We start from the raw sequence: 26862 nt of genomic DNA on the forward strand, positions 1-26862 counted from the left end.
TCCTCTCCTTTTACTTTGCGTCATACCAAGAAGAACCGCTTGACACGTCTACCTGTAGGGGAACATCTAATGATAATGCATTTTCCATTACATTTGTAACAAGTTCCTTCAAAGCCTGTTCGTCTTCTGGCGCAACTTCAAAAATCAATTCATCGTGTACCTGTAACAACATCGTGACTTTCAACGAAGAACTCGCTAGTTCGTCACTCATATTTACCATCGCTTGCTTAATAATATCCGCAGCCGTCCCTTGAATAGGCGTATTCATTGCCGTACGTTCGGCAAAACTACGTTGATTAAAATTACTACTAGCTAACTCAGGCAAATACCGACGTCTCGCCAATAACGTTTGAACATAACCTGTTTTCTTTGCTTCTTTTACGACATTTTCCATATATGCTTTTACATCAGGGTAGCTAGCCAAATAACGATCTATAAATGCTTTTGCTTCTTTTCGAGTGATGTTTAAATTTTGCGAGAGACCGTAATCACTAATTCCATAAACAATACCGAAGTTTACTGCTTTTGCGCTACGCCTCATTTGATCCGTCACTTCATGTTCTTCAACATGAAACACGTCCATAGCCGTTTTTGTATGGATATCCATATCCTTCAAAAATGCTTCTTTCATTCTTTCGTCGCCTGATATGTGTGCAAGTACTCGTAATTCAATTTGTGAATAGTCAGCAGACACCATCACCCAACCCTCTTGAGACGGTACAAATGCTTTACGGATTTTTCTTCCTTCTTCTAGTCGTATCGGAATATTTTGCAAGTTGGGATCTGTTGAAGAAAGCCGTCCAGTTTGTGTAAGTGCTTGATTAAATCGTGTGTGCACTTTTCCTGACTGCTCATCCGCTACTTTTAACAATCCTTCAATGTAGGTTGAATACAGCTTTCCGAGCTGACGATAGAGTAAAATATGTTCAATAATTGGGTGCGAACCTGCTAATTTCTCTAATACATCTGCACTTGTAGAATAACCTGTTTTTGTTTTCTTTACTGGCGGAAGCTCTAACGTTTCAAATAATACTTGTCCTAATTGCTTCGGAGAATTAATGTTAAACGTCTCACCAGCTTCTTTATGAATCTCTTTTTCAAGATTTGCTAATCGTGTCGATAAATCGTCACCCATGTTCTGAAGCTGCGAGCGGTCGACTTTGATGCCTTCTTTCTCCATTCGTCCTAATATAACAGATAACGGCATTTCAAGTTCTGCAAAAAGCGAAAATTGTTCGTTTTCCTTCAGCTCATTTGCCAATATGTCTTTTAATACATACATCGCATAAGCTTTTCTAGATAAATGCGCAGCAAGCTGCTGCTCATCAGGAATTGCTTGCTTTGCCCCTTTTCCATAAACGGTTTCATCTTCTAAGACACGGACTGATCCTTTTCGAGATGCAATATCGCTCATTTCATGGGAAGAAAGAGACGGATCAAGTAAATATGATGCCATTTGTAAATCGAAAGCAACACCATGTAATTCAATATCTTGCCATGCTAACGCAACAACTGCTCGTTTCGCATCAAACAAATACTTTTCTTTCTTCTGATCGGCCATAAACGTTTGAAAGAGATCTGACTCTACAGCAACCTTTGTCGGAATAAAGTAGCTCCCATTTTTATTTGCTAAGCCAACCCCGATAATATCAGCATGATGATAATTGTCACCGAGCATTTCAATCACTAAAGCGGATGGACTGACAAGATGATCTTCCTTTATCTCCGAAACCACTTCAAATGGCACTTTCTCCAATGCCTCTTCTTTTTGATCTTCATTGCCACCAATCCGATTTAATAAAGAATTAAATGCATATGCTTTAAACAATTCCTTAACTGCTTGATAATCAAATCCGTTATATGCTAAGTCGTTAAGAGCCGTTTCTAACGGTACTTCCGTCATAATGGTTGCAAGTTGTTTACTTAAAATCGCTTGTTCTTTATTTTCCTCTAACCGCTCTTTAAGCTTTTTCCCTGAAACCTCATTAATCGAGTCAAGTACAGTTTCCACGTCTGAGAATTGAGTTAACAGCTTAATAGCCGTTTTCTCTCCAACACCAGGAACACCAGGGATATTATCAGAGGTATCCCCCATAAGTCCTTTTAAATCAATAATTTGTTTGGGTGTTAGCCCGTATCGCTCTTCTATTTTCGCTTCATTATAACGATCAACTTCGGTTATTCCTTTTCGAGTAAGCACGACTTCGATATGGTCATCAACAAGTTGGAGTAAATCTTTATCTCCCGTAATGACAACAACCTCAAACCCTTCTTTTGCTGCTTCTACAGCCTGTGTTCCAATAATATCATCTGCTTCGTACTCTTTTGCTTCATATCGTTTTATAGAAAAAGCATCTAAAAGCTTATGAATCATAGGAATTTGACCGGATAATTCTGAAGGTGTTTTTTGACGCGTCCCTTTATATTCAGCATACGTCTTATGTCGAAATGTCGATTTGCCTGCATCAAATGCTACGAATAAATGAGTGGGCTTTTCTTCCTCAAGTACTTTTAAAAGCATCGTTGTAAAACCATAAACTGCGTTCGTATATTCCCCTTTTTCATTGCTTAAAAGCGGTAATGCGAAAAAGGCTCGGTAGGCAATACTATTTCCGTCAATTAATACTAATTTTTTCAATCGGGATCTTCCCTTCCTAGCATAACTTGTATCGGTATTGTACCATACTCGCAATTGAAAAAGAAAACAGATGGGAACGAGCGTACGCAAAAAAAGACAAGAGACATAGCTCTTGCCATCAAAGTCGACCGACAGAGGAATATCGATCAGGATAAGACCGTTCTTCCTAAGTGTAGGCGACAAATGTGTTGTGGATATAAACGAACTGTAAAGATCTTGTTAAGCTTGTCTCTTTGGAAACAAAATTTTAAATACCGATCCCTTTCCTTCTTCACTTTCCACTTCTAGTTTTCCATGATGAGCTTCAGCCAAATGTTTCACAATCGCAAGACCCAAGCCTGTTCCTCCAGAATTTCGACTCCTCGCTCGATCAACTCGGTAGAAACGTTCAAAAATACGAAGTCTTTCTGGCACACTAATGCCAATTCCTGTATCTTTCACTTGAAGCTCCACATCATTTTCTTTTTCAATTAACTTTACGTGAACCGTACCATCCGCTGGTGTGTACGCAATCGCATTTGTAACAAGGTTTAAAATAATTTGTTTTAAGCGTTGTGCGTCTCCCTCAATAGTAGATTGACCTGTTTCTGTTACATGAATGGTCATTTTCTTTTCTTCAGCTTTGCTTGAAAGCAATGTGACAACTTCATCGGAAATCCCTTTTAAGGAGACTTCTTCTAAATGGAGTAAGAATTGAGCATTTTCAATTTTAGACAGTTCAAGTAAGTCCATGATTAGCGTTTGTAGACGATCACTTTCTTTCCAAATAATCTCCGTAAATTGCTTCGACAATTCCGGCTCTTGAAGCGCACCATCAATTAACGTTTCCGCAAAACCTTTAATTGACGTTACCGGTGTCTTTAATTCATGAGAGACATTTGCGACGAAATCTTTGCGAATTTGTTCAAGTTTCTTTTGCTCTGTTATATCATGGAGTACAATCGTTACCCCACGCAAACGACCGGAATCTGTCACAACAGGAGCCCCGTAGACGTCATAGACTTTCGTGACAAAATGATCTGTCCATTCGATTTGTCCTCGTTGTTTTGTTTCAGTCATATAGACCGACTGGACAAATTTACTAAGATTATCACTTGGAATAATTTCATAGTAAGGCTTACCTGTTATTTCCTGCGCTTTAACGAAAAACAGTTGTTCTGTTGTTCGATTTACCAGCTCTACATCGCCACGAACATTAATAAATAATAACGCACTCCCCATATGATCAATCAAAGCAGCCATTTGTTCTTGCTGTACTTTATGACGCCTTGACAGTTGTTCTAGATTGTATGCGAGTATATTAATGGAGCGACCTAAGCGTCCCAGTTCTTTATGTTGATCTTCAAACGTCCGTGTTTTATAGTCACCTTCTGCTAAACGAATCGCTGCCTCTGTCGCATGATCAATCGGTTTAATAATTTGCTTTGTAATGCGCGTAACAAGAATAAATAGAATGAAAAATGCAATGAAGAAGCTTGCTGCAATGACGAACCATACGGTTTGATTAATTTGGTTAAGTGATTCTACTGATAAACCTACACGAATATAACCTAGAAGCATTTCATCTTCATAAAGAGGTAAAGCATAATAAAGCAAGTCCTCACCGATTGTCTCACTATACCTTAGTTCAACGTCGTTATCAGCAAGGGCGCGCTTAATTTCAGGTCGATCAAGATGATTTTCCATTTCTTCTGGCTCAGCCCATGAGTCTCCTAAAACCGTTCCTGTGTCATCAATAATCGTTAAACGTCCTTCAAATAATTCACCGGCTTTAGCCGCAATTCGCTGTGCTTCCTCTTGCTCTGGAAAGCCATTTTCCGTGACGGTCCATGTTGCTAGTGCTGTTTCGTTCTTCATTCGCTCTTCAATAAAATTTAAATACTGCTCATTTGACCAGGCACCAATGGTTAGTCCGAGTGCTAGCAAAACAAAGGTAACAACAAGCATAATGCTTACAACGAACCGATTTTTTACGTTAGTCATTTGAGATTGGTTCTTCCAACTTATAGCCCAGCCCACGAATCGTCTTAATGTAAACAGGCTTTTTCGGATTTGGTTCGATCTTTTCTCTCAAGTGGCTAATGTGTACATCGACTATTCGTGTATCACCAACAAATTCATAATTCCATACAGCATTAAGAAGCTGGTCTCTCGTTAACACCCGGCCTTTATTCTCAGACAAGTAGACGAGTAGCTCAAACTCTTTTGGTGTCAAGGTTAGCAAATCCTGCTTTACGTATACTTCATAATTGTCTGGGTAAATGGTTAAGTCTTTTATGACGCGTCCCTTCCCTTTTACAGCTACATCTTCTTTAGTAGCCTGTGTCTGGTCGACCCGACGTAAAATGGCACGCACTCTTGCGGATACTTCTCGAGGTGAAAATGGTTTAGTCATATAGTCATCGGCACCTAATTCTAGACCGAGTACTTTATCAAATTCATCATCTTTAGCCGTTAGCATTAAAATTGGTACAAAAATATGTTCCTGCCTTAAATTGCGACACACATCCATTCCATCCATACTTGGTAACATAAGATCAAGTATGATTAAATCGAAAGGAACTTCTTTTGCTCGCTCAAACCCAGCTAGTCCATCTAACCTCGTTTCCACTTCAAAGCCAGCCTGTTCTAAGTTGTACTTGAGTAAGGTGGAAATGGATGGTTCATCATCGACTACTAAAATGCGCTTTGCCATATAGGTAGTTGCACTCCTTTTTCTTGTGTTTGAACGGTCTTATCCTATCTTCTCTCTATTCTCTCTTAAGTATAGCAAAAATATAAGAATGTGCTATTCCTTTATATCAGGAAGGATTGTTCGGTAAGGTACAGGTGAATTTAAAACGGTTGATGTATTAATGGTTCCGTACGGTATTAATCGATCAATAAGAGCACGCATACTATTCACATCCGACACAGCGGCTTTTAAAAAGTAGCTTACTTCTCCAGTTACTCGATGGCACTCGATAATTTCTGCTTCATCCTTTATAACCTCTTCAAAATCCGATAGCGCCACTTTCAACCCGCTAACTTGTATTAAAAGCAAGATATCCTTGCCGATTTCTTTTAATGATACCCGCGCTGTAAACCCTTCAATAACACCTTTTTCTTGTAAACGTACGAGACGTTCTGACATACTCGGTCGGCTTAATGCCAGCTCCTTTGATAATTCACTAATTGTCATCCTGCCATTGTCTTGAAGCAGCTTTAGGATATCGCAATCCATTTTATCCATTAAGAAAATCACCTTTTTTCATTTTGTACAAATAATTTATCATTTCCCTTCATTTATTAAACCACATTTTAGAAGATCCTACTAGTTGTTATACAAAACTCCTTCATTGTTATATAAACTTATAGTAACAATAACGTGTAGGTGATTGAATGATTTTTTTCCGAAAGGCCATTGCGATTTTATTAGGTTGTTTCATTGTTTCGATTGGCGTTTTATTGCTCCGTCACGCTGGTCTTATTACTGGCGGAACAGCTGGTTTGACCTTAACCTTATCCTATTTAGTTAACCTTCCTTTTTCCTTACTCTTTTTCCTAGTAAACATACCGTTTTACATATTTTCTTTTATAAGAATGGGCTTAAGCTTTACAATTGTGACGATGCTATCGGTTACATTTTTATCCTTGTTAACAGCGGTTGATACGTTTTTACCTTCTTTTACAGTCCCAATGTTTTTTGGAGCTGTCCTAGGTGGGGTTAGCATTGGGACAGGATTAACGCTTTTATTTAATCAGCAAGCTTCTTTAGGTGGGGCAAATATTCTTGCTTTGTATCTGCAAAAGAAAGCTGGAATTGACCCAGGCAAAACAAACTTTCTTTTTGATGCGTTTGTTGTACTCCTCAGTTTCCTAGTCGTCGGTCTTATCCCGGGACTGTTTTCCGTTCTGTCTATTCTTATTACATCTAAAATCATCAGCCTCTATAAACATCGCTTTATTAAACATGTCAAACCAGTTCAATTAAAAAAAGCCTCTGTCTCTGGTGCCGGAGTATAATAGAAAAATCCTCACGCGTAAACGCATGAGGATTTTTATTTATGCTGTTGGTAAAGCATCCATTACATGACGAACAGAATCAGCAGACTTATTTAACTGGTCTTGTTCCTCATCTGTCAAGTCAAGCTCAATTACTTTTTCAATACCGTCTCCACCTAAAATAGTAGGAACCCCTAGATATAAGTCGTGATGTCCATACTCGCCTTCTAGATAAGCAATTGTCGGAATCACTCTTTTCTTATCTTTGACAATCGCTTCAACCATTTGCGTTAGGGATGCTGCCGGTGCATAGTAGGCACTACCGTTTCCAAGTAGTCCAACAATTTCACCGCCACCTTTTCGTGTCCGTTCAACAATTTCCTCTAAACGCTCAGGCGAGATTAATGTTGAAAGTGGCACGCCGCCAGCTGCTGAATAGCGAATAAGTGGAACCATATCATCACCGTGACCACCAAGAACAAATCCAGTAACATCTTCAACAGATAGATTTAATTCCTCGGCAATAAACGTTCTAAATCGAGCTGTATCCAATACACCCGACTGACCAATAACCCGATTTTTCGGTAATCCCGATTCTTTGAATACCGTATACGTCATCGCGTCTGCTGGATTCGTTAACACGATGATATAGCAATCTGGAGAATGTTTGACAATTTCTTTTGTTACAGACTTCATAATTTTAGCGTTAGTGGAAACTAGGTCATCGCGACTCATACCTGGCTTACGCGCAATTCCAGCTGTGATGACAACAACATCGGAGTCTTTTGTATCTTCATAACTCGATGTGCCAATAATTCGGGAATCAACACCTTGTACAGGTGTTGATTCCATCATATCTAACGCTTTTCCTTTTGTCGGTCCTTCCATATCCGGAATATCAACAAGAACAACGTCGCCTAGTTCTTTTTGTGCAACCATAAGAGCCGTTGTTGCACCTGTAAAGCCACTACCGATAATTGAAATTTTTCTACGTTTAATCGCCATGCTAACATCTCCTCGTTCTCATTATGATTCACATTTGTTGATTAGAGGTTTTTGATTAGTTCATCAGCAAAACCAGAACAAGAAACTTCTGTTGCATCATCCATCAAACGTGCAAAATCATATGTCACGACTTTACTTTCAATGGTTTTATCCATTGACGACATGATCATATCAGCTGCTTCTGTCCAGCCAAGGTGACGGAGAAGTAGTTCACCAGACAATAGAACAGAAGATGGATTTACTTTATCTAATCCAGCGTACTTAGGAGCAGTACCGTGAGTAGCTTCAAAGATTGCATGCCCTGTATCGTAGTTGATATTCGCTCCTGGAGCAATACCAATTCCACCAACTTGTGCTGCTAATGCGTCGGAAATATAATCTCCGTTTAAGTTCATTGTAACAACAACATCAAACTCTTTTGGACGTGTTAAAATTTGTTGCAAGAAGATGTCTGCAATTGAATCTTTCACAATAATTTTTCCAGCGGCTTCTGCTTCACTTTGTGCTTGATCGGCAGCTTCTCTTCCTTTTTCCTCAACAATTTTATCGTATGTTGCCCACGTAAAGACTTTATCTCCGAACTCGCGCTCAGCTAAATCGTAGCCCCAGTTTTTAAATGAACCTTCTGTATACTTCATGATGTTTCCTTTATGAACAAGCGTTACACTCTTTCTACCTTCATCCAAAGCGTATTGAATAGAAGCACGCACAATTCGTTCTGTTCCTTCTTTTGAAACTGGCTTAATACCAATTCCAGATGTTTCAGGGAAACGAATTTTATTAATGCCCATTTCATCTTGTAGGAACGCAATGACTTTTTTCACTTCATCGGAACCTTCTTGGAATTCAATTCCTGCATAAATATCTTCTGTGTTCTCACGGAAAATTGCCATATTTGTGTCTTCTGGACGTTTTACAGGCGAAGGAACACCAGTGAAATAACGAACTGGACGTAAACATGTATAAAGATCAAGCTCTTGACGAAGCGCAACGTTTAACGAGCGAATTCCTCCACCAATTGGTGTTGTTAAAGGCCCTTTAATCGCAATTAAATATTCACGTACAGCATCTAATGTTTCCGCCGGAAGCCATTCACCTGTTTGGTTGTACGCTTTTTCACCAGCTAAGATTTCTTTCCAGTGAATTTTGCGCTCTCCACTGTATGCTTTTTCTACTGCTGCGTCTAATACGCGAGATGCTGCTGCCCAAATATCAGGACCTGTGCCGTCTCCTTCAATAAAAGGTACAATTGGTTCGTTTGGTACATTTAGAACTCCGTTAGTTGTTTGAATTTTTTCTGCTGCCATGTGTATTCCCTCCATCCAAATATGTAGAACGGATGACTCCGTTCAATTTTTACATTAAACTAGTTGCTATCTTGATTCAATGGAAACATATGAGCGTTTATCAGGACCAACATATTCTGCCCTTGGTCGGATTAAACGATTGTTTGCATATTGTTCTAAAATGTGCGCAAGCCATCCTGATGTGCGACTAACTGCAAAAATAGGTGTAAACAAGTCATGCTTAATTCCAAGACTATGATAAACCGTTGCAGAATAAAAATCGACGTTTGGCAATAAACCTTTTTCTTTTGTAATCATCTCTTCAATTTGAATCGACATATCGTACCATTTCGTTTCATTTACAACACTTGTTAATTGTTTGGACATATCACGCAAATGCTTTGCACGAGGATCCCCATTTTTATAGACACGATGTCCAAAACCCATAATTTTTTCTTTGTTGTCTAATGCTTTTCTAAGGTATGGTTCTACTTCTTCTGGCTCATTAATGTCTAATAGCATGTTCATGACAGCTTCATTTGCTCCACCGTGTAAAGGTCCCTTTAATGCACCAATAGCAGCTGTTATTCCTGAATAAACGTCAGACAGTGTTGCTACACAAACACGTGCAGTAAAAGTTGAAGCATTCAATTCATGATCGGCGTGCAAAACAAGTGCTTTATTAAACGCCTCTACAGATAAATCATCCGGTGTTACACCATTTAACATGTATAGAAAATTCGCAGCAAACGATAGATCTTTGTTCGGTGGAATTGGCTCTTTTCCAGAACGAATCCGTTCAAAACCTGTCACTATTGTCGGAATTTTCGCTTGAAGTCGAACTGCTTTGTTATAATTTTCTTCTTCGTCCATCTTTTCTGCATCTAAGTCAAACAAGCCAAGCGCTGAAATAGCTGAGCGCAACGCCGCCATTGGATGTACGTCATTAATTGGATAGGCTTTCATTTGAGTGAAAATTTCTTCAGGAACTTCGGCTTCAGCAGCCAACTTCTCTGTAAACGATTTCAATTCTTCTTTGGTCGGAAGTTCACCATTCCAAAGTAAATAAATAACCTCTTCAAAGCTTGCATTTTCTGCTAACTCATCAATGCCATAGCCTTGATAGGTTAATTCATCGTCAATAATTGAACTTACGCTTGACTGTGTTGCTACAATACCTTCTAATCCACGAGTAGTAGTCACCTATATCTCTCCTTTTCTCTAATAAATCCTTCACAAGACGTAACGATACCAAGTGAAGCGTTTTCGCAAAAGGATGCGAACTCTCCTATCTCCTTCAACAATGAAAGAATACGATTCAAACTGAATCGAGAGCGGGTTCATAGTCTAGTAGGCTAGCCATAAACCAAACTTGTTAAGCAACTTAAATGAAGTCGAATGACAAAACAGATTTATCTCTACCATAACCGAAAGAAGGTAAGATATAAAGTGTTTTGCGACAACCTAAGCACTTCATATCATACCATAATTTTAAAAATACGGCTATAACCAGCATTTTTCGACATGCTATCTTCTTTTAATGACAACAAACCTACCGTTTGCAATACCAGAGTGAATGCTTTTTAATATGCCCGCTTTTATAATGGTTCTTGTCCACGGTATTAAAAACATCGCTCCGACAACATCTGAAAAAAAACCAGGTAACGTTAACAGTGCACCACCAATAAAGATACAAGCACCATCAATCATTGCCTGACTAGGAACTTGTTGCTTTTGCATTTGGAGTTGAGCTAAACGTATGACCTGCATGCCTTGACGACGTGCAACTAAAAAACCGATAATGCTGGTCGAAAGCATAGCAAGAATGGTGTACCAAACTCCAATCCATTGCACGGAAAAAACAATGAGCAAAAGCTCAATTAATGGAATTCCAATCGCAACAGGTAGAAGAAACCGTTTGAACATAAATGACCACCTCATTTATAAGAAAAAGAAGAGCAGTTGCTCTTCTTTTTCTACATTATAGTACACGCGCTTTGCCGCTGTAAATATTCCCGGTTTTTGCATCAACCGTTACTTCTTCCCCATCGGTAAAGAGAGCCAATGCATCATCAACACCTACAACAACAGGTGTGCTTAAGTTCAAGCCTACAACTGCAGCGTGAGACGTTAACCCGCCTTCCTCTGTAATAACAGCCGCCGCTTTCTCAAATGAGTCAATCATATCTTTGTCAGTAGATTTTGTAACAAGGACTGCGCCTTGCGTCATTTTCGCACTCGCTTCAGCTGCATTCTCAGCTAAAACGACTTTGCCTGAACCAGAACGCTGGCCAATGCCTTGACCTTTTGCTTTCACTTCTCCTAGTACATGTACTTTAAGAAGATTTGTTGTTCCCGTTTCCCCTACTGGCACACCAGCTGTAATCACAACAAGGTCTCCTTGAGCCACATGTCCTGATTCCATAGCCGCCTCAACTGTTAAGTCAAGCATTTCATCTGTCGTGCTTGCTTGCTTACCAAATAGCGGTGTTACGCCCCATACAAGCGCCATCTTCCGAAATGCTCTTTCATTGCTTGTAATCGCCAAGATTGGTGATTTAGGACGGAAACGTGAAGTCATGCGTGCCGTGTAGCCACTTTCTGTTGCTGTTAAAATAGCTGTCGCATCTAGGTTAGACGCCGTATGCGCTACAGACTGACCGATTGCGCTTGTGATCGTTTGCTTTGATTCTTCACTTTTCTTCCGTAACAGTTGATCGTAATTCAAAGCTTGCTCCGTACGGCTAGCAATATTGTGCATAGTTTGCACAGACTCTACAGGGTAATCCCCTGCTGCTGTTTCACCCGATAACATAATCGCGTCTGTACCGTCAAAGATAGCGTTAGCTACGTCACTTGCTTCGGCACGAGTTGGGCGTGGATTTCTTTGCATTGAATCAAGCATTTGTGTTGCCGTAATAACAGGCTTTGCTTGTTCGTTACATTTCTTAATTAACTGCTTTTGTACAAGTGGTACTTCTTCAGCAGGAATTTCAACGCCTAAGTCGCCACGAGCAACCATTAATCCATCTGATACTTCAAGAATTTCATCGATATTATCGACACCTTCTTGGTTTTCAATTTTAGGGATAATCGCAATGTCGGCTGCACCGTTTTTCTCAAGTAATTCGCGAATTTCTAATACATCAGATGCACGACGAACGAATGAAGCCGCTATGAAATCAACATTTTGCTCCACACCAAACAGAATATCTGCTGCGTCTTTATCTGTCATACCTGGTAGGTTGACACTAACATTTGGCACATTTACACCTTTTTTGTTTTTCAATGTACCGCTGTTTTTTACTGTTGTAACGATTTCGTTATCACGAACATCTGTAATCTCAAGGCCAATTAAACCATCATCGAGTAATAACGTACTACCTACACTACAATCATTGACAAGACCTGGGTACGTAATCGAAATCTTTTCTGTTGAACCGACTACTTCTTCCATCGATACAATAAGTTGTTGTCCTTTTACAAGGTCAATTGCACCGTCTACAACCGTTTGCGTACGAATTTCAGGACCCTTTGTATCTAGTAAGATCGCAACGGTTTTTCCAGTCTTCTCGGATGCTTCGCGGATATTACGAATACGCGCTCCATGTTCCTCGAAATCTCCGTGGGAAAAATTTAGACGGGCTACGTTCATACCAGCGTCTATTAATGAAACCAGTTGATCCACCGATTCACTTGCTGGTCCTATTGTACATACGATTTTTGTTTTACGCATTTTGTTCCTCCTACTATTTTCTTAAATCGACAGTTCTTGCGAAAGCTTGTACATATCTGTGTCAATTTTATGTGGTTGATCTAAAATATCATTAATGGAATGACAAACAATTTCATTACGTTGTATTCCTACAGTCATGCCCGCTTTACCTTCTAATAATAAGTCAACGGCTTTTGCAGCTAAACGACTAGCAAGCACTCGATCAGCTCCAGTTGGTGATCCACCCCGCTGAATATGTCCTAGCACCGTTACACGTGTCTCCACATTCATTTCAGCACTAATTTTTTCACCAAAATCAAAGCCTGATCCAACACCTTCAGCAACAATAATAATACTATGCTTTTTGCCACGCTCAACACCACGTTTAATGTTGGCAAGAATGAGGTTCATATCATGCTCTTCCTCTGGAATAACAATTGTTTCAGCACCATCAGCAAGTCCTGCCCAAAGCGCAAGATCTCCTGCATGACGACCCATTACTTCAATAACGTACGTACGCTCATGAGATGTAGCAGTGTCACGGATTTTATCAATGGCATCAATAATGGTGTTTAGCGCTGTATCAAAACCAATTGTAAAGTCTGTTCCAGGTATATCGTTGTCAATCGTCCCTGGTACACCAACTGTTGGGAAACCATGCTCGCTTAATTTTTGCGCGCCACGATAAGACCCATCTCCACCAATGACGACAAGTCCTTCGATTCCATGTTTCTTAAGTTGTTCAATACCCTTTTTTTGTCCTTCAAGGGTTTTGAATTCTTCACATCGTGCTGTATATAACATTGTGCCGCCTCGGTGGATAATGTCCCCAACAGAGCCGAGCTCCATTTTCTTAATATCGCCTTCAATTAAACCTTGATAGCCATAAGAAATTCCATACACTTCAATTCCATGATAGATTGCTTTTCGAACAACTGCGCGAATCGCTGCATTCATACCAGGTGAATCGCCACCACTTGTTAATACACCAATACGTTTCAATTATGTTCCTCCTAACGAACAATAAGACAGACGAAGCTTGTCTTAACTAGTCTCTGCAAGTAAAGATACCACTTTGATTTCCTGAACACAAGTGTTTCCATACTACAAAAAATGCTTTCATATCAATGAAAGCACTTCCAAATCATTTAGATTCTGCTTTAACTCGTTTATCAGCTATTTGTCCCATTTTCTTATACTTTTCATATCGTTCCTCTAAAAGCGTCTCTACAGGCTTTGCTTTTAAGTCATTCAAGGCATCACGTAACACACGTCTCATGCTAACAGCCTGCTCCTCCATGTTACGTTGCGCGCCGCCTTTAGGTTCTTCAATAATTGAATCGATTACACCAAGCTCATATAAATCCGGTGCAGTAATTTTCATCGTCTCTGCCGCTCTTTTCGCTTGTGTAGAATCTTTCCATAATAATGCAGCTGCGCCTTCTGGTGAAATAACCGAATACGTTGAGTTCTCCAACATATAAATTCGATCAGCAACGCCGAGGGCAAGTGCCCCACCGCTTCCACCTTCTCCTATGACAATGCTAATAGTTGGAACGTTTAAACCAGCCATCATAAGTAGGTTTCTTGCAATGGCTTCGCTTTGGCCACGCTCTTCTGCCGACTTACCTGGATAAGCGCCTTTAGTGTCAATAAAGCAAACAATTGGGCGATTAAATTTTTCTGCTTGCTTCATTAAGCGTAATGCTTTTCGGTAACCTTCTGGATGAGGAGAACCAAAGTAGCGCATAATATTTTCTTTTGTATCTTTTCCTCGTTGGTGACCAATTACCGTAATAGGCTGATCTTCAAACGTCGCAATTCCAGCAACAATCGCTTTATCATCGCCAAAAAGTCGATCACCGTGAAGTTCCAGAAAATCAGAAAACAAAAGAGAAATATAATCAAGGCTCGTTGGCCGTTCATGATCTCGAGCAATTTGCACCCGTTCCCATGGCTGTATGTTCGTGTAGACCGATTCCTCTAGTTCTTGTAAACGAACTTCCATTTTATGGATCTCAGAACTTAAATCTAAATCTTTTTCTTTTGCAAATTTGCGAAGCTCTTCTATCTTATTTCGAAGCTCCAATACAGGTTTTTCAAAATTTCGTTCAGTAGTCATGTTTGCTCCCCCTACCTACTGGTGAATTGCCAACACTGTTGTCAGCGTATCTTTCATTTCTAGTCGTGGGATAACTCGATCTAATTGCCCATGCTCTAACAGAAATTCCGCAGTCTGGAAGTCTTCCGGAAGTTCCTCTCGAATCGTTTGTTCAATAATGCGACGACCAGCAAAGCCGACAAGTGCTTTTGGTTCTGCAAAATTGTAATCACCTAACGATGCGAAACTTGCGGAAACACCACCTGTAGTCGGATGTGTCATTACTGAAATAAACAAGCCACCGGTGCGATCTAATTTTTCAAGTGCAGCACTTGTCTTCGCCATTTGCATTAAACTAATCATCCCCTCTTGCATACGCGCACCGCCAGAAGCAGCCACGATAATTAGAGGATGTTTCGTTTCAATTGCTTTTTCAATTGCTCTTGTCAGCTTTTCACCGACCGCTGCCCCCATACTCGCCATTCGGAAATGAGGATCCATAACAGCTAAAACAACTGAATGACCGTTTAATTCACCAACACCTGACACACACGCTTCGTTTAAGCCTGTTTTCTTACGGTCTGCTTCAAGTTTCTTCTCATAATCAGGAAACGCTAATGGATTTCCACCAATTACATCGGCATCCATTTCCTGAAACGTTCCTTCGTCTATTAACGCTTCAATTCGTTCCCAAGCGCCCATCCGGTGATGATGTCCACATGTTCGGCACACACTTAAATTCTTTTTAAGGTCTTTAGTGTACATAATCGTGCGACATGATGGGCATTTTGTCATTAGCCCTTCAGGTACTTCTATTTTTGCTCGCTCAGATGGAATCGTTGCATATCGTTTCTTTTTCTTAGAAAACATATCCTTTAACATGGGATCGCTCCTTGCTATATCCTTTAAAAACGGCTGTTTTTCAAGTGATGACTCATCGCTTCCAACGCCTTCTCTACTTCTCCATGCTTAATCGCTTCGACAACTAGCTCGTGTTCTTTAATCGACTCAGGTGGTCTTCCCTTACGTTCAAGAGATTCTTTAATTGCTTCTTTATTAAACGCCACTAACGATTTCCAAATATTATAAAGTAAAACATTCCCACATGCTTTAACGATAGTCTCATGGAACTGGTAATCTGCTTCTACAGGAAAGTCCCCATGACTCCATTTCATTTTCGAATGTGAAATAAGCTCGTCTAAGTGGTGTACTTCGTCTTCAGAAATTCGATAGACAGCTAACTTTAACGCTTCTATCTCTACAATTCGCCTCGTCTCACTTAAATCCTTCCTTGCTTGGTCGTCTTTTAAGATAAAAGATAAAAGCAGATCCACTAGCCTATAGCTTGAGGGAGCTTTCATGAAAGTCCCTTCGCCTCTTTTTGTCTCAATGATGTCAAGAAGCTCTAAGCCTCGTAAAGCTTCACGAATGGATGAGCGACCAACTTGGAGTCGGTCGCTCAATTCTCTTTCCGATGGTAGCTTGTCGCCACTTTTTAAGTCATCTTGCTGAATCATCTCGCTAAGGGCACGAATAATTTCAATGTAGCGTTTGTCCGTAGCCATAGCGCCTCCTTAGTCGATGATCGTTAATTGTCTCGTTTTCTCCGCAACCTCTTCAGGGTCCACCTTTACTCTTGAAACCCCTGTTTCCATTGCTTTTTTCGCTACTGCCGCTGCAACAGCTGGAGCAACACGTGGATCAAACGGTGCAGGAATGACGTAATCTGCCGTTAAATCTTTCTCGTCCACTAAGTTAGCAATGGCATAAACGGCTGCAACTTTCATTTCTTCATTTATATGCGTAGCTCGTACATCTAATGCTCCTCTGAAAATACCAGGGAAAGCAAGTACGTTGTTTACTTGGTTAGGAAAATCTGAACGACCTGTTCCGATTACAGATGCACCTGCTGCTTTTGCATCCTCAGGCATAATTTCAGGAATTGGATTGGCCATAGCAAAGATAATGGGATCAACGTTCATGCTTTCAACCATTTCTTTTGTAACGGCTCCAGCAACAGACACACCAATAAAGACATCGGCGCCTTTCATAACGTCTGCCAGTTGACCTTCTTGTCTATTAGGGTTTGTACGCTTTGCAACTTGTTCTTTAACAGCGTTCATTCCATAAGGACGACCTTCATAAATGGCGCCCTTCGTGTCGCACATAACGATATCACGAACACCCATCCGCAACATTAATTTAATTATCGCAATACCAGCAGCACCGGCACCATTTGCCACTACTTTAATTTCTGATAGCTTTTTGCCGCTTAGTTTAAGTGCGTTGATTAAACCAGCTAATGTAACAATAGCTGTCCCGTGCTGGTCATCGTGGAAAATAGGAATATTTGTTTCTTTCTTTAAACGTTCTTCTATAACAAAACAGTCTGGAGCAGCTATATCTTCTAAATTCACTCCACCAAACGTAGGCTCAAGCATTTTAACGGTATTAACAATTTCATCCACGTCGTTCGAACGGAGACAAATTGGAAACGCGTCTACTCCAGCAAACGATTTAAATAAAACTGCTTTACCTTCCATAACAGGTAAGGATGCTTCTGGACCAATATTCCCTAGCCCAAGCACAGCAGTCCCGTTACTAACAACCGCAACCATATTGCCTTTCATCGTATATTCATAAACCGATTCAACATCTTCAAAGATTTCTTTACATGGCTCCGCTACTCCTGGTGAATAAGCTAAGCTTAAATCCCTTGCATCTTTAACGGGCACTTTCGCTTTTGACTCTAGTTTTCCTTGATTAACACGATGCATGTGAAGCGCTTCTTCTCTCGTAGTAGACACAATTCTCTCTCCTTTATATAAAACCTGACTGGTCAGACCACCTATTGTTCGCCTTCTATTATAAACACGTTCGTTCCATCTGCCAATAGGTTGATGGAAACTTCTTTTATTCTTGCTCATCCTCACGTTCTTCTATGCGGACGTTATCTTCACCAAATAACCGTTTTAAAAGCTGGATCGTTCGCTTTGACGGCTGCACAGCATATTTATCTGGAAGCTTTATTTTGGTATGATTTTTTTTTCGATATAGGATGACAGGTGCTGTCCCCCTATCTTGGCTTAAGATGTATTTTAAATCACTTAATTTCGTCGGCACATCTTGCTCTTTTTCAATATAAACGTGTAGAAATTGTTTACTTTCAGTTGACGGCAGTTGATTCAGATCAATCGCTTTTTGAACAATGAACTGTTTTTTTCCTTCTCTTTCCTCTACAATTCCATGTAAAAGCACGAGGCTTCCCTCAGTTAAGACCGTTTCCACATCTTTCCACACAGTAGGAAAAACTACACACTCACATTCTTCCGTCTCGTCACTTCCAATAAAAAAAGCCATTGCTTTCCCTTTTTTTGTTGTAATTTTTTTTAGTGCTTTCACTAACACCCCTACTCGAATACCTTTTCTTGAAGGTTCCGCTTGGATAAGTGTCGTGCGGTGAAAAGGCGCGAGACGCTCCTTTTCATTTTCAATTGGATGACCAGAGAAGTAAAACCCAAGCACTTCTCTCTCCCACCCGATTTCTTCCATCTTTGTTGATGGTTCAATATCTATATAGGCAGGTGTAACTGGATTAATCGTAAACAAACTACCTGCTGACTGCTTAAAATCATCAATTTGTTTAGCAAATGCAATTGCTTTATCTACGTTTGCCAATAAAACCGCTCGTGAATATCCCCAATGATCACATGCACCGGCTTTAATTAATGCAGTTAGAACTGGTTGCGTGATGGTTGAAGAATACACCTTTGCAACAAAGGTAAAGAAATCTTGGAACGGTGTCGTTCTTGCTTCTTTAATTTGATCTACGATGCGCCGATTTACGGTTGTAATTGGAAGTAGCCCAAAGCGAATGCACGCTTTTTCCACAGTAAATAAAGCATGACTATCTTGAATAGATGGTGGAAGCACCTCAACGCCTGCTTTTCTAGCTTCATAAATATAGTTGTAAAGCTTCTGATGATCTTGCCAATTGGCTGAACAGAGTGCCGCAAAAAACGCTTCTTGGTAGTGCACACGCAAATAAGCCAGCCAATAACTGATCATACTGTAAGCCGTTGCGTGAGACTTTGGAAATCCGTAATTCGAAAATTTTTCAATTAATGTAAATAACGTCTCTGCTTCCTCTTTCGTATAACCTCGTGCTATCGACCGCTCGACAAAAGAATCCTTATTCATTAACTCTCGCTGTTTTTTACTGATGGCTCGTCGAAATATGTCTGCCTCAGCAAGACTATATCCAGCACTAATTTGTATCAATTGAATAATTTGTTCCTGGTAGACGATGACACCGAAAGTTGGTTGTAGAATGCGGTTAATCTCCACATGGTGAGAAAATGTTTTTTTCTGCTCATGTTTGCTTTGAATATAGTCTTTAATAAATGTCATTGGACCTGGTCGATACAACGAAGTCGTTGCGACAATATCATTAAAACTGGACGGCTTTAACTGCTTTAACACACGTCTCATTCCGTCTGATTCTAATTGGAAAATACCCGTTGATTCTCCTTGTTGTAATAAGCGAAACGTCTTCTCATCATCGAATGGAATATCGCGCAAATTGAGTTTCTGATTTGTTGCTCCTTCAATTAAACGGAGCATCTGTTCAAGCAATGTCAAATTCTTCAAGCCAAGAAAATCAAATTTTACGTACCCGAGCGCATCAAGACTATCCATATCCGCTTGTGTAATGACCCGTTCATCGCTTCCATACTGAAGAGCTACTTTTTCTTTAAGGGGACGATCGCTAATAATCACTCCAGCAGCATGAGTTGATTCATGTCTGAGCATGCCTTCTAATTGCTTTGCAAAGAAAAGAAGTGTATCAAGCTCAGTTGATTGAAACGATGAAAATAGCCCTTGCTGTTCAGCCTCTTCCAATGTGAGCGCTGAATTCATCGCCTTTGCAACACGATCAACGAAGCCACTGTTCAGTCCAAACGCTTTTCCTGCATCTCGAATGGACGCTTTTCCTGCAAACGTACCGAACGTCAACACTTGCGCGACGTGATCGTTTCCAAACCGTTCTCGAACGTATTGAATCACATCGTCTCGACGGTAATCAGGAAAATCAATATCAATATCTGGTAGCGAAATTCGCTCTGGATTTAAAAAACGTTCAAAGAGCAGACCATGCTTAAGAGGATCAACATCTGTAATACGCAATGCATAAGCAACAATAGAGCTAGCAGAGGAACCCCTTCCTGGCCCTGTAAGAATATTAGAGCGATGAGCATAATTCATAAAATCAGCCACAATTAAGAAGTACGAAGCAAAACCAAGCTGTTTAATTACGTTTAGTTCTTTTTCCAATCGCTCCATTGCTTCTTCCGAAGGGTTGGACTGGTACCGTTGCTGAAATCCTTTCATTGCTTTTTCCTGCAGTTGTTCATGTGCCTCTTTTTCTTCTAAACCGTCAAAGCGTGGGATAGTCGGCTTTTGAAAAAGAGTAAACGTCTCTATCTTGTCAGCCAACGCATCCGTCTCCTGCAGAAGTGCTTCTGAGAACCGTTTCTTCCGTTCTGTTAACGACAATAAGTACGCGTTTTCCGATTCTTCTTCTAGCACTACATGATCCACCGTTGTTCCTGCGCCAATTGCAGTGAGCAAACGATAGAAATCGTAGTTTTCCTCTTTCAAAAATCGAATAGGCGGTGCTGCCACGCATACAATACCATGCGCTTCCGCAAATTCGATAAGTGTATAATCACTTGCACCATGAATTTCTAATCTTCCTTCACTATGTGAAGTAAGTGCTAACCACCTTTTGTGCCAGTCCTTCGCTTGAGTAAATGACTGACGCGACAATAAAACAATACACGCCGTTGTATGTTGCTGAAAAACTTCATATGAAATTCCGTTCTCCTTGCTCATCCGCATCGCTGAGCTTAGTTCAACTAGTTGTTGATAACCTTGCTTATTTTTAGCAAGCAAGCGTACGGTAAGTCGAACGTCTTTAACAAGGACTGTGCATTCTAGCCCGACCAATGGTTTCATATCAACTTTCTCACACTCTTTTAAGAAATCGTACACGCCACTTAATGTATGCTTGTCTGTTAATGCAAGGTTTTTATATCCTAATTGCTTAGCTTGCTGTACATAGGCTTTTATCGTTAAGCCGGACTGAAGTAGACTATGCTCACTATAAATATTTGAAAGCAAGGTGCTCAACACCATCACTCTCCTTTACCTTCTACTATCGAATCTCCGTTATTTGTTGTCATAAACGTAATGGTTTGTCCTTATATATAATTAATACGTAGAAACGAGGTGGTGAAATCAATGCTTTTAACAAAAGAAATGCTTGCCCATTTAGTAATGAACTTCTTCATCGCTTTCGGCGTCATGATTGGTGGTGCATTAATTGGCGGTATAGGTGCCTTTCTAATCGGAAAACCCGTCCTTAGTGAAATTTTCAGCTTATCGAACAGCTTAAAAATCTGGGCAATTGTCGCAGCCATTGGTGGTTCTTTTGATGCGATTACGAAAATAGAAAGCGGCTTATTTAGCGGTGTACATGAAGATATTTATCGAACGCTTGCCATGCTGCTCGTTGCTTTTTGCGGTGCACAATCTGGCTCTATCTTGTTAAGGTGGATTGTAGGTGATCCAGTCTAATGTTTATTCCCAATTACTCGAAGCACCGAGGCTGGCTGCGTTTTTTCGCTGGCATCATGATAGGCGCCTTAATCGGCTGGTCTTTTTTCATTGCCGAATACGGACAAAAGCACGACCGCCTTCATGGAGAAATTGGAAAAAAAGACATCATTATTGAAGAATTACAAGCAAAGAACGCACAATTCATTCATGATTTATCATTACAAAATGAAGAAAATGCCCGACAGCTTCTGGTGCAAACCGTGTCTGTCACCATTTTAAATGCTGAACGCTACCATTTGAGCCAACTAAACGTATATGAACTAAGGCAGCAAATTTTAAAAGAGCTACAGCACCTTCAAGGGACAAGTATTGAAACCATTGCTAGTTTAACCGAAGTCATGGAAAGCGCCGTCGAGAATAAAGTCTACAAAATTAATGATAACCACTATACTGTAAAAATTACGAGAACGTACGCTTTACCAGACTTTCGTATTGATGTTGAAATCATTCATGAAGAACAAGCGAGCACCCCTTAAATCTTTCAATGCTTAAACATGCACTGCTTGTCTTAGCTTCCGAATGATTTCTTCCACTTCCTTCCAAGAATACGCAGTTGCTCCAGCGGCTACAGGATGACCACCACCATGGTGTTCTTTAGCAATCCCATTAATGACAATGGCCTTCGATCTTAGTCTTACGCGGATACGATCTTCCTCTTCTACAAAAAAGACCCAAATTTGAATATCTTCTACACCAGAGAAGCAATTTACAAGCAAAGAAGATTCGTTAGATGTAACATCAAATGATTGTAACGTCGCTTTTGGAAGCTTCATTACCCCAACACGCCCATCAAACAACTCAAAATTTTGCAGAATATATCCCTCTAAGCGGACAAGCGGTAATTCTCGCTTGTAGAGTTGATTAAATAATTTCTGAGTATCCACTCCTTGATCAAGCAATAAAGCAGTTCTTCTTAACGTCTCTCCTGTTGTATTGCGGAATCGAAAACGACCTGTGTCTCCGACAATTCCTGAATAAAGTAAAAATGATGCTTCTTCAGTCAGAGTTAACACAGACGAATGCTCTTGTAGCGCAACAATTAATTCCGACGTTGAACTTACCGTGGTATCCACAAGCACAATGTCTCCATAAGGCTCTTCATTCGGATGATGATCTAGCTTAATTAGCACTTTCCCATCATTGAAACGATCGTCGCTTATCCTGTCTGTGTTTGCTGTATCACAAACAATCACCAATGCACCCTCATACACGTCGTCATCAATTGTATCCATTCTTCCTAAGAACATAAGAGATGGTTCTTCCTCGCCTACAGCATAGACATGTTTATTCGGAAAGCTTTGTTTAATCATAGCCTTTAAGCCAAGTTGTGACCCTAACGCATCAGGGTCTGGTCGCACGTGACGATGAATAATGATCGTTTCAAATTGTTCGATTTTCTCAATAATATGGTTAAACATTCTATGACCTCTTTCAATCAGAACTAGTCTTTTCTATTTTTACGCTGTACAATAAACACAGCTTGTCTATATAGGAGGACCTGTATGTTGAATCAAATTCTTATTATTGTAGCCATTGCTGCTTTTCTTTTATATCTTTTTAGTCGAATTAAAGCGATTCGTTTAAAAGATTCTTTAGAAAAGAAGATTTTAGAATCTCGAGCGCAACTGGCCTTAGGTGCGACATTAATCGCTATTAGTGTTATTTTACTACTCTTGTCAAACTTCACTGCCATTCAAATAGTAATTGGCGGGATCTTTTTACTGTTTGGTATTGCCAACGCTACTCACGGGGCACGCGCCCATAAACATTATACAGCTCAACTTGACTAAACTTCCCTAGGCTACTAGGGAAGTTCTTTAAGCTTCGATCAACTGTGCTGTTAATAACGCTTTCCCAACAATCTCTCCTTCTCGGTAAACCTCCACATCAAATTTGCCGTGTTTTCTCCCCACTTCTAGCAATCGTGGTATAACTTTTACTTCTGTATCAATTTGAATGGGCTTTAAAAAGTATAGTGTTAAATTTTCGACAACGATATCGCCACGCTTGTGCATACGTAATGTACGTCTAGCCCCTTCAATCATAATCGTTGTCATTACCCCATAAGAAACCGTTCCTAATTGATCAGTCATTTGCGGGCTAACAACAATATGATAAACAGGCTCTTGTTTATTTTCTGTCACCTGCTCCATTCTGCTTGTTACAATTTCTTCTAAGGTCTCTCCTACGTGCGGCTGACGTTGTGTTGTTTGCATAGCCTTTAAAACATCTTGTCTACTAACAACACCAAGCAACCTTTTTTGTCCATCGGTTACAGGTAGCAATTCAATGCCTTGCCACACCATAATATGGGCTACAGCGGCAATTGACGTTTTTTCATTCACAGTAATAGGGTTTTGCGTCATCACTTTTTCGATTGGCTGTTGTTTTAATTGATCAAATACGTCTTTTGCAGCAATCATCCCTTGTACTTTAAGCGTATTGTCCACAACTGGATAGCGACTATGACCTGTTCGTTCGTTGAGTTCTTGCCAGTGCTGAACCGATTCACCTATCGTTAAATAGTACGTTTTTTCTAACGGAATTAAAATATCATCAACTACGACAATCTCTTTTTTAATTAACTGGTCGTATATAGCTCGGTTAATCATTGCAGCGACTGTAAATGTATCGTAAGACGTCGAAATAACCGGCAAATCAAGTTCATCTGCAAGCTTAATCACATCTGAGCTCGTATCAAAGCCTCCTGTAATTAACACTGCCGCTCCTGTTTCAAGGGCGATCTTATGCACTTGATAACGATTTCCAACAATGAGTAAGTTTCCTGCCGTTACATAGCGCATCATAGCTTCTGTTTTCATCGCTCCTATGACAAAGCGACTTAGCGTTTTATGTAAACCAGATCTCCCTCCAAGAACTTGTCCATCAACAATATTTACGACTTCTGCAAAGGTTAGCTTCTCGATGTTGTCTTTTTTCTTTTTCTCAATTCGAATCGTTCCTACTCGTTCAATCGTTGAAACAAGCCCCTGTGATTCGGCTTCTTTAATTGCTCGATAAGCCGTCCCCTCACTTACAGACATTGCTTTAGCAATTTGACGAACGGAGATCTTTCCTCCAATTGGGAGCTGAGTAATATAATCAATTATTTGCTCGTGTTTAGTCACTTTGGCACCACGCTTTCACCATTTCACTTCTATTTAGTATACGACTTGACGTAGTGCCCTAGCAACTTCTTATCCGTACTGTCTTAACTTTTTTCGATTTGCCGCTTTAGCAGCAAGTTTTTCCTTCTGTTCCAAACGTTGGGCTTTTAAAACAGCAAGTCCATTTCCTACGACTACAAGCAAACAAAAGCCAACCCAAGAATAAGCAAAAACTTGGCTTAAACCAGCTTCCTTGAATGGTAAGTGTTCAAAAGCATAAGCCCCCATAATACATGCGAGGAGCAAACAAATCACACCACGTTGTTTCATCGAATCCCTCCTTGTCTACTACTTTATGTACAAACAAGTGGAACATGACTAAAAAAAGACCGAATACAAGGGATTCTGTCCTTGCATTCAGCTATATGTCTTAAAGGCGAATCGTTTCACCCGCTTCTAAAAATTTTCCTTTTCCGTGTGGCAATCGCTCCACAAAAGCTTTAGCATCTTGCTTAATAGGTGGGAAGGTATTGAAATGAATTGGAACCGCTACTTTTGGGTTTATCCATTCAACAGCTGTCTCTGCATCTTCAGGGCCCATTGTGAAATTATCTCCCATTGGTACAAAGGCAACGTCAATATTATTTCGTTCACCAATCATTTTTAAATCACTAAATAATGCGGTGTCACCCATATGATAAATCGTTTTGCCTTCTGCTTTAAACAAAATTCCACCTGGCATTCCTGTATACACAATTCTTTGGTTTTCCTCCTCTGTATACGAGGAACCATGAAATGCCTGTGTAAACTTCACGGTACCAAAATCAAATTCGTACGAGCCACCAATCGACATAGGATGAACAGATTCTACACCTTGAAAACTCATATAAGTAGCGAGTTCTGCTACGGCAACCACTAGTGCACCAGAGCGTTTGGCTATTTCCACAGTGTCCCCAACATGGTCATTATGACCGTGGGTAAGTAAAATGACATCAGGATGTTCGTCTTGCGCCGTCAGATCCGTTTGGCTATTTCCTGTAATGAACGGATCAATTAAAATCGTTTTCCCGCTTGTTTTAATTTTAACAACTGAATGTCCATGAAAACTGACTTCCATTCTCTATCCCTCCAATTCAAACTTATTCATTCTTTTTATTAGCCTGTTTAGAATTAACCTAAACATTCCTACTTTTATGTTTTATAATAATAAAGAAGAGGGGGCAGGTAAAGAATGAACTTAGAACGACTGCAATTACTACAACAGCATACGAAACAAGAAGAAGCGGACTTTGCTTTTATTACGAACAAAGACTCTTTATTTTATTTAACTGGATTGCTTGCCAATCCCCATGAGCGATTAATGGCGCTTTTCATCTTACAGGATTCTTATGTATTTGTTATTCCTAAAATGGAACAGGAGCTTGTTCGGCAAGCAGGTTATCAAGGCGACATTCTCCCTTACAGCGACCATGAAGACGTATGGCAACTGATAAAAGAAAAACTTCAGGAAAACCAACTAACTACTATTACGTCGATTTTAATGGAGGAAAGCACACTAACTTTCGCCCGTATGAAAGCTTTAGAATCGCTGGGCCATTCGATTCGTTTTACGAATTGCGAACACGTTCTAATGAATCAGCGTTTAGTAAAATCTGATGATGAATTGGAAATTTTACAAGAAGCGGCTGCTTTTGCTGATGCTGGTGTCGAGTTTGGCATTAAAGCATTGTATACAGGAGTTACAGAATTAGAAGTCATTGCTGAAATTGAATACGAGTTAAAAAAGCAAGGCATTTCGGAAATGGCGTTTCAAACAACGGTTTTGTTTGGCGATCATGCCGCCTCTCCACATGGTAAACCGGGGACACGCGCGTTAAAAGAAGGCGAATTCGTATTGTTTGATTTAGGAGTTGTAGTAAATGGCTACTGTTCCGACATTACACGTACAGTTGCATATGGCGAAGTCCCTGAAAAGCACCAGCTTGTTTACAATACAGTCTTAGAAGCAGAGGAAACAGCGGTTGCAGCGGTTAAACCAGATGTTGTCATTGGGGAATTAGACACGATTGCTCGAACCGTAATCGAAAACGCTGGGTTTGGTGATTATTTTACTCATCGTTTAGGTCACGGTCTCGGTATTAATGTACACGAATTCCCTTCTATGAGTCAGAACAATGTCGATGTACTGCTAGAAGGCATGACGTTTACAATTGAACCAGGTATTTATATCCCTGGTGAAGTAGGTGTTCGAATTGAAGATGATGTCGTTGTCACAGATAGTGGCGTCGAGACACTGACCATTTTCCCTAAAGCACTTATTAACGTCCCACCAAGAGAGCACTAGT

24 protein-coding genes are annotated in these 26862 nt (G+C 40.2%); 5 read left to right on the forward strand and 19 right to left on the reverse strand.

Annotated elements, in window-relative coordinates:
* Positions 1 to 10 precede the first annotated feature (10 nt).
* The 4 genes from polA to PQ477_RS01580 form a co-directional block, all read right to left on the reverse strand.
* The gene (gene polA, locus PQ477_RS01565; RefSeq protein ID WP_274272868.1) at positions 11 to 2638 is read right to left on the reverse strand and encodes a DNA polymerase I; all 2628 of its coding nucleotides are present in this window, start codon (positions 2636 to 2638) and stop codon (positions 11 to 13) included.
* A 219-nt stretch (positions 2639 to 2857) separates the two neighbouring features.
* Entirely contained in the window at positions 2858 to 4621 is a 1764-nt protein-coding gene (gene pnpS, locus PQ477_RS01570; RefSeq protein WP_035393968.1) for a two-component system histidine kinase PnpS, read from the reverse strand.
* Positions 4614 to 5333 (reverse strand): response regulator transcription factor, encoded by a 720-nt coding sequence (locus PQ477_RS01575; RefSeq protein ID WP_060703800.1) that lies wholly within the window; start codon positions 5331 to 5333, stop codon positions 4614 to 4616. The genes pnpS and PQ477_RS01575 overlap by 8 nt, the downstream gene beginning before the upstream one ends.
* Before the next feature lie 93 nt (positions 5334 to 5426).
* Positions 5427 to 5870 (reverse strand): Lrp/AsnC family transcriptional regulator, encoded by a 444-nt coding sequence (locus PQ477_RS01580; protein ID WP_035393966.1) that lies wholly within the window; start codon positions 5868 to 5870, stop codon positions 5427 to 5429.
* Positions 5871 to 6019: 149 nt separating this feature from the next.
* Here PQ477_RS01580 and PQ477_RS01585 point away from each other — a divergent pair, with 149 nt between their 5' ends.
* Positions 6020 to 6643, forward strand: a complete 624-nt coding sequence (locus PQ477_RS01585) for a YitT family protein (RefSeq protein ID WP_035393964.1) — start codon at positions 6020 to 6022, stop codon at positions 6641 to 6643.
* 39 nt (positions 6644 to 6682) lie between these two features.
* Here PQ477_RS01585 and mdh read toward each other — a convergent pair whose 3' ends face one another.
* The 11 genes from mdh to PQ477_RS01640 form a co-directional block, all read right to left on the reverse strand.
* Positions 6683 to 7627 (reverse strand): malate dehydrogenase, encoded by a 945-nt coding sequence (mdh, locus tag PQ477_RS01590; RefSeq protein WP_038481872.1) that lies wholly within the window; start codon positions 7625 to 7627, stop codon positions 6683 to 6685.
* A gap of 41 nt (positions 7628 to 7668) precedes the next feature.
* Entirely contained in the window at positions 7669 to 8934 is a 1266-nt protein-coding gene (icd, locus tag PQ477_RS01595) for an NADP-dependent isocitrate dehydrogenase (protein WP_274272869.1), read from the reverse strand.
* 66 nt (positions 8935 to 9000) lie between these two features.
* Entirely contained in the window at positions 9001 to 10116 is a 1116-nt protein-coding gene (gene citZ / locus PQ477_RS01600; protein WP_035393961.1) for a citrate synthase, read from the reverse strand.
* Positions 10117 to 10440: 324 nt separating this feature from the next.
* A complete protein-coding gene (locus PQ477_RS01605; protein ID WP_274272870.1) occupies positions 10441 to 10839 on the reverse strand; it encodes an FxsA family protein in 399 nt (132 codons plus the stop codon).
* Between the two features lie 55 nt (positions 10840 to 10894).
* Positions 10895 to 12649, reverse strand: coding sequence for a pyruvate kinase (gene pyk, locus PQ477_RS01610; RefSeq protein ID WP_035393958.1), 1755 nt, complete (start codon positions 12647 to 12649; stop codon positions 10895 to 10897).
* Between the two features lie 21 nt (positions 12650 to 12670).
* Positions 12671 to 13630, reverse strand: coding sequence for a 6-phosphofructokinase (gene pfkA / locus PQ477_RS01615; protein ID WP_035393957.1), 960 nt, complete (start codon positions 13628 to 13630; stop codon positions 12671 to 12673).
* Positions 13631 to 13772: 142 nt separating this feature from the next.
* Positions 13773 to 14750: an acetyl-CoA carboxylase carboxyltransferase subunit alpha gene (locus PQ477_RS01620; protein ID WP_060703799.1), complete on the reverse strand. Its 978-nt coding sequence runs from the start codon at positions 14748 to 14750 to the stop codon at positions 13773 to 13775.
* A gap of 15 nt (positions 14751 to 14765) precedes the next feature.
* Positions 14766 to 15611, reverse strand: coding sequence for an acetyl-CoA carboxylase, carboxyltransferase subunit beta (gene accD, locus PQ477_RS01625; RefSeq protein ID WP_144559348.1), 846 nt, complete (start codon positions 15609 to 15611; stop codon positions 14766 to 14768).
* 23 nt (positions 15612 to 15634) lie between these two features.
* Positions 15635 to 16294 (reverse strand): FadR/GntR family transcriptional regulator, encoded by a 660-nt coding sequence (locus PQ477_RS01630; RefSeq protein ID WP_035393954.1) that lies wholly within the window; start codon positions 16292 to 16294, stop codon positions 15635 to 15637.
* 9 nt (positions 16295 to 16303) lie between these two features.
* On the reverse strand, positions 16304 to 17506 hold the full coding sequence (gene ystJ, locus PQ477_RS01635; protein WP_095151166.1) for an NADP-dependent malic enzyme: 1203 nt from the start codon (positions 17504 to 17506) through the stop codon (positions 16304 to 16306).
* Between the two features lie 136 nt (positions 17507 to 17642).
* Positions 17643 to 20921, reverse strand: coding sequence for a DNA polymerase III subunit alpha (locus PQ477_RS01640; protein ID WP_274272871.1), 3279 nt, complete (start codon positions 20919 to 20921; stop codon positions 17643 to 17645).
* A 111-nt stretch (positions 20922 to 21032) separates the two neighbouring features.
* On the opposite strand from PQ477_RS01640, the gene PQ477_RS01645 reads away from it, so the two are divergent.
* On the forward strand, positions 21033 to 21368 hold the full coding sequence (locus tag PQ477_RS01645) for a YtrH family sporulation protein (protein WP_035393950.1): 336 nt from the start codon (positions 21033 to 21035) through the stop codon (positions 21366 to 21368).
* The gene (gene ytrI / locus PQ477_RS01650; protein WP_144559349.1) at positions 21368 to 21886 is read left to right on the forward strand and encodes a sporulation membrane protein YtrI; all 519 of its coding nucleotides are present in this window, start codon (positions 21368 to 21370) and stop codon (positions 21884 to 21886) included. Before PQ477_RS01645 ends, ytrI begins: the two co-directional genes overlap by 1 nt.
* A gap of 12 nt (positions 21887 to 21898) precedes the next feature.
* Here ytrI and PQ477_RS01655 read toward each other — a convergent pair whose 3' ends face one another.
* Positions 21899 to 22828 carry a DHH family phosphoesterase gene (locus PQ477_RS01655; protein ID WP_144559350.1) on the reverse strand — a complete coding sequence of 310 codons (930 nt, stop codon included), beginning with the start codon at positions 22826 to 22828 and terminating at the stop codon, positions 21899 to 21901.
* A gap of 84 nt (positions 22829 to 22912) precedes the next feature.
* Here PQ477_RS01655 and PQ477_RS01660 point away from each other — a divergent pair, with 84 nt between their 5' ends.
* Entirely contained in the window at positions 22913 to 23200 is a 288-nt protein-coding gene (locus PQ477_RS01660) for a YtpI family protein (RefSeq protein ID WP_035393945.1), read from the forward strand.
* Between the two features lie 27 nt (positions 23201 to 23227).
* Here the strand turns inward: PQ477_RS01660 and PQ477_RS01665 are convergent, their stop codons facing one another.
* From PQ477_RS01665 to PQ477_RS01675, 3 genes are all read right to left on the reverse strand, one after another.
* Complete coding sequence (locus PQ477_RS01665; protein WP_144559352.1) at positions 23228 to 24538, reverse strand: DRTGG domain-containing protein; 1311 nt, start codon at positions 24536 to 24538, stop codon at positions 23228 to 23230.
* Between the two features lie 69 nt (positions 24539 to 24607).
* Entirely contained in the window at positions 24608 to 24847 is a 240-nt protein-coding gene (locus tag PQ477_RS01670) for a hypothetical protein (protein ID WP_035393943.1), read from the reverse strand.
* 100 nt (positions 24848 to 24947) lie between these two features.
* Positions 24948 to 25634 carry a metal-dependent hydrolase gene (locus PQ477_RS01675; protein WP_060703792.1) on the reverse strand — a complete coding sequence of 229 codons (687 nt, stop codon included), beginning with the start codon at positions 25632 to 25634 and terminating at the stop codon, positions 24948 to 24950.
* Between the two features lie 114 nt (positions 25635 to 25748).
* Here PQ477_RS01675 and PQ477_RS01680 point away from each other — a divergent pair, with 114 nt between their 5' ends.
* Entirely contained in the window at positions 25749 to 26861 is a 1113-nt protein-coding gene (locus PQ477_RS01680; RefSeq protein WP_060703791.1) for a M24 family metallopeptidase, read from the forward strand.
* Position 26862 lies beyond the last annotated feature (1 nt).

Source organism: Shouchella hunanensis (assembly GCF_028735875.1).
Lineage (GTDB): Bacteria > Bacillota > Bacilli > Bacillales > Bacillaceae_D > Shouchella > Shouchella hunanensis.

Excerpts from the sequence above, each read along its gene's own strand:
- PQ477_RS01680 (WP_060703791.1), top strand. The coding sequence starts at position 25,749 with ATGAACTTAGAACGACTGCAATTACTACAACAGCATACGAAACAAGAA.
- PQ477_RS01660 (WP_035393945.1), top strand. The coding sequence starts at position 22,913 with ATGTTGAATCAAATTCTTATTATTGTAGCCATTGCTGCTTTTCTTTTA.
- mdh (WP_038481872.1), bottom strand. The coding sequence starts at position 7,627 with ATGGCGATTAAACGTAGAAAAATTTCAATTATCGGTAGTGGCTTTACA.
- ytrI (WP_144559349.1), top strand. The coding sequence starts at position 21,368 with ATGTTTATTCCCAATTACTCGAAGCACCGAGGCTGGCTGCGTTTTTTC.
- PQ477_RS01585 (WP_035393964.1), top strand. The coding sequence starts at position 6,020 with ATGATTTTTTTCCGAAAGGCCATTGCGATTTTATTAGGTTGTTTCATT.
- icd (WP_274272869.1), bottom strand. The coding sequence starts at position 8,934 with ATGGCAGCAGAAAAAATTCAAACAACTAACGGAGTTCTAAATGTACCA.
- PQ477_RS01620 (WP_060703799.1), bottom strand. The coding sequence starts at position 14,750 with ATGACTACTGAACGAAATTTTGAAAAACCTGTATTGGAGCTTCGAAAT.
- PQ477_RS01630 (WP_035393954.1), bottom strand. The coding sequence starts at position 16,294 with ATGGCTACGGACAAACGCTACATTGAAATTATTCGTGCCCTTAGCGAG.
- PQ477_RS01580 (WP_035393966.1), bottom strand. The coding sequence starts at position 5,870 with ATGGATAAAATGGATTGCGATATCCTAAAGCTGCTTCAAGACAATGGC.
- ystJ (WP_095151166.1), bottom strand. The coding sequence starts at position 17,506 with ATGCATCGTGTTAATCAAGGAAAACTAGAGTCAAAAGCGAAAGTGCCC.
- PQ477_RS01670 (WP_035393943.1), bottom strand. The coding sequence starts at position 24,847 with ATGAAACAACGTGGTGTGATTTGTTTGCTCCTCGCATGTATTATGGGG.
- accD (WP_144559348.1), bottom strand. The coding sequence starts at position 15,611 with ATGTTAAAGGATATGTTTTCTAAGAAAAAGAAACGATATGCAACGATT.
- pnpS (WP_035393968.1), bottom strand. The coding sequence starts at position 4,621 with ATGACTAACGTAAAAAATCGGTTCGTTGTAAGCATTATGCTTGTTGTT.
- PQ477_RS01575 (WP_060703800.1), bottom strand. The coding sequence starts at position 5,333 with ATGGCAAAGCGCATTTTAGTAGTCGATGATGAACCATCCATTTCCACC.
- PQ477_RS01605 (WP_274272870.1), bottom strand. The coding sequence starts at position 10,839 with ATGTTCAAACGGTTTCTTCTACCTGTTGCGATTGGAATTCCATTAATT.
- PQ477_RS01675 (WP_060703792.1), bottom strand. The coding sequence starts at position 25,634 with ATGGAAGTCAGTTTTCATGGACATTCAGTTGTTAAAATTAAAACAAGC.
- PQ477_RS01655 (WP_144559350.1), bottom strand. The coding sequence starts at position 22,828 with ATGTTTAACCATATTATTGAGAAAATCGAACAATTTGAAACGATCATT.
- pyk (WP_035393958.1), bottom strand. The coding sequence starts at position 12,649 with ATGCGTAAAACAAAAATCGTATGTACAATAGGACCAGCAAGTGAATCG.
- PQ477_RS01645 (WP_035393950.1), top strand. The coding sequence starts at position 21,033 with ATGCTTTTAACAAAAGAAATGCTTGCCCATTTAGTAATGAACTTCTTC.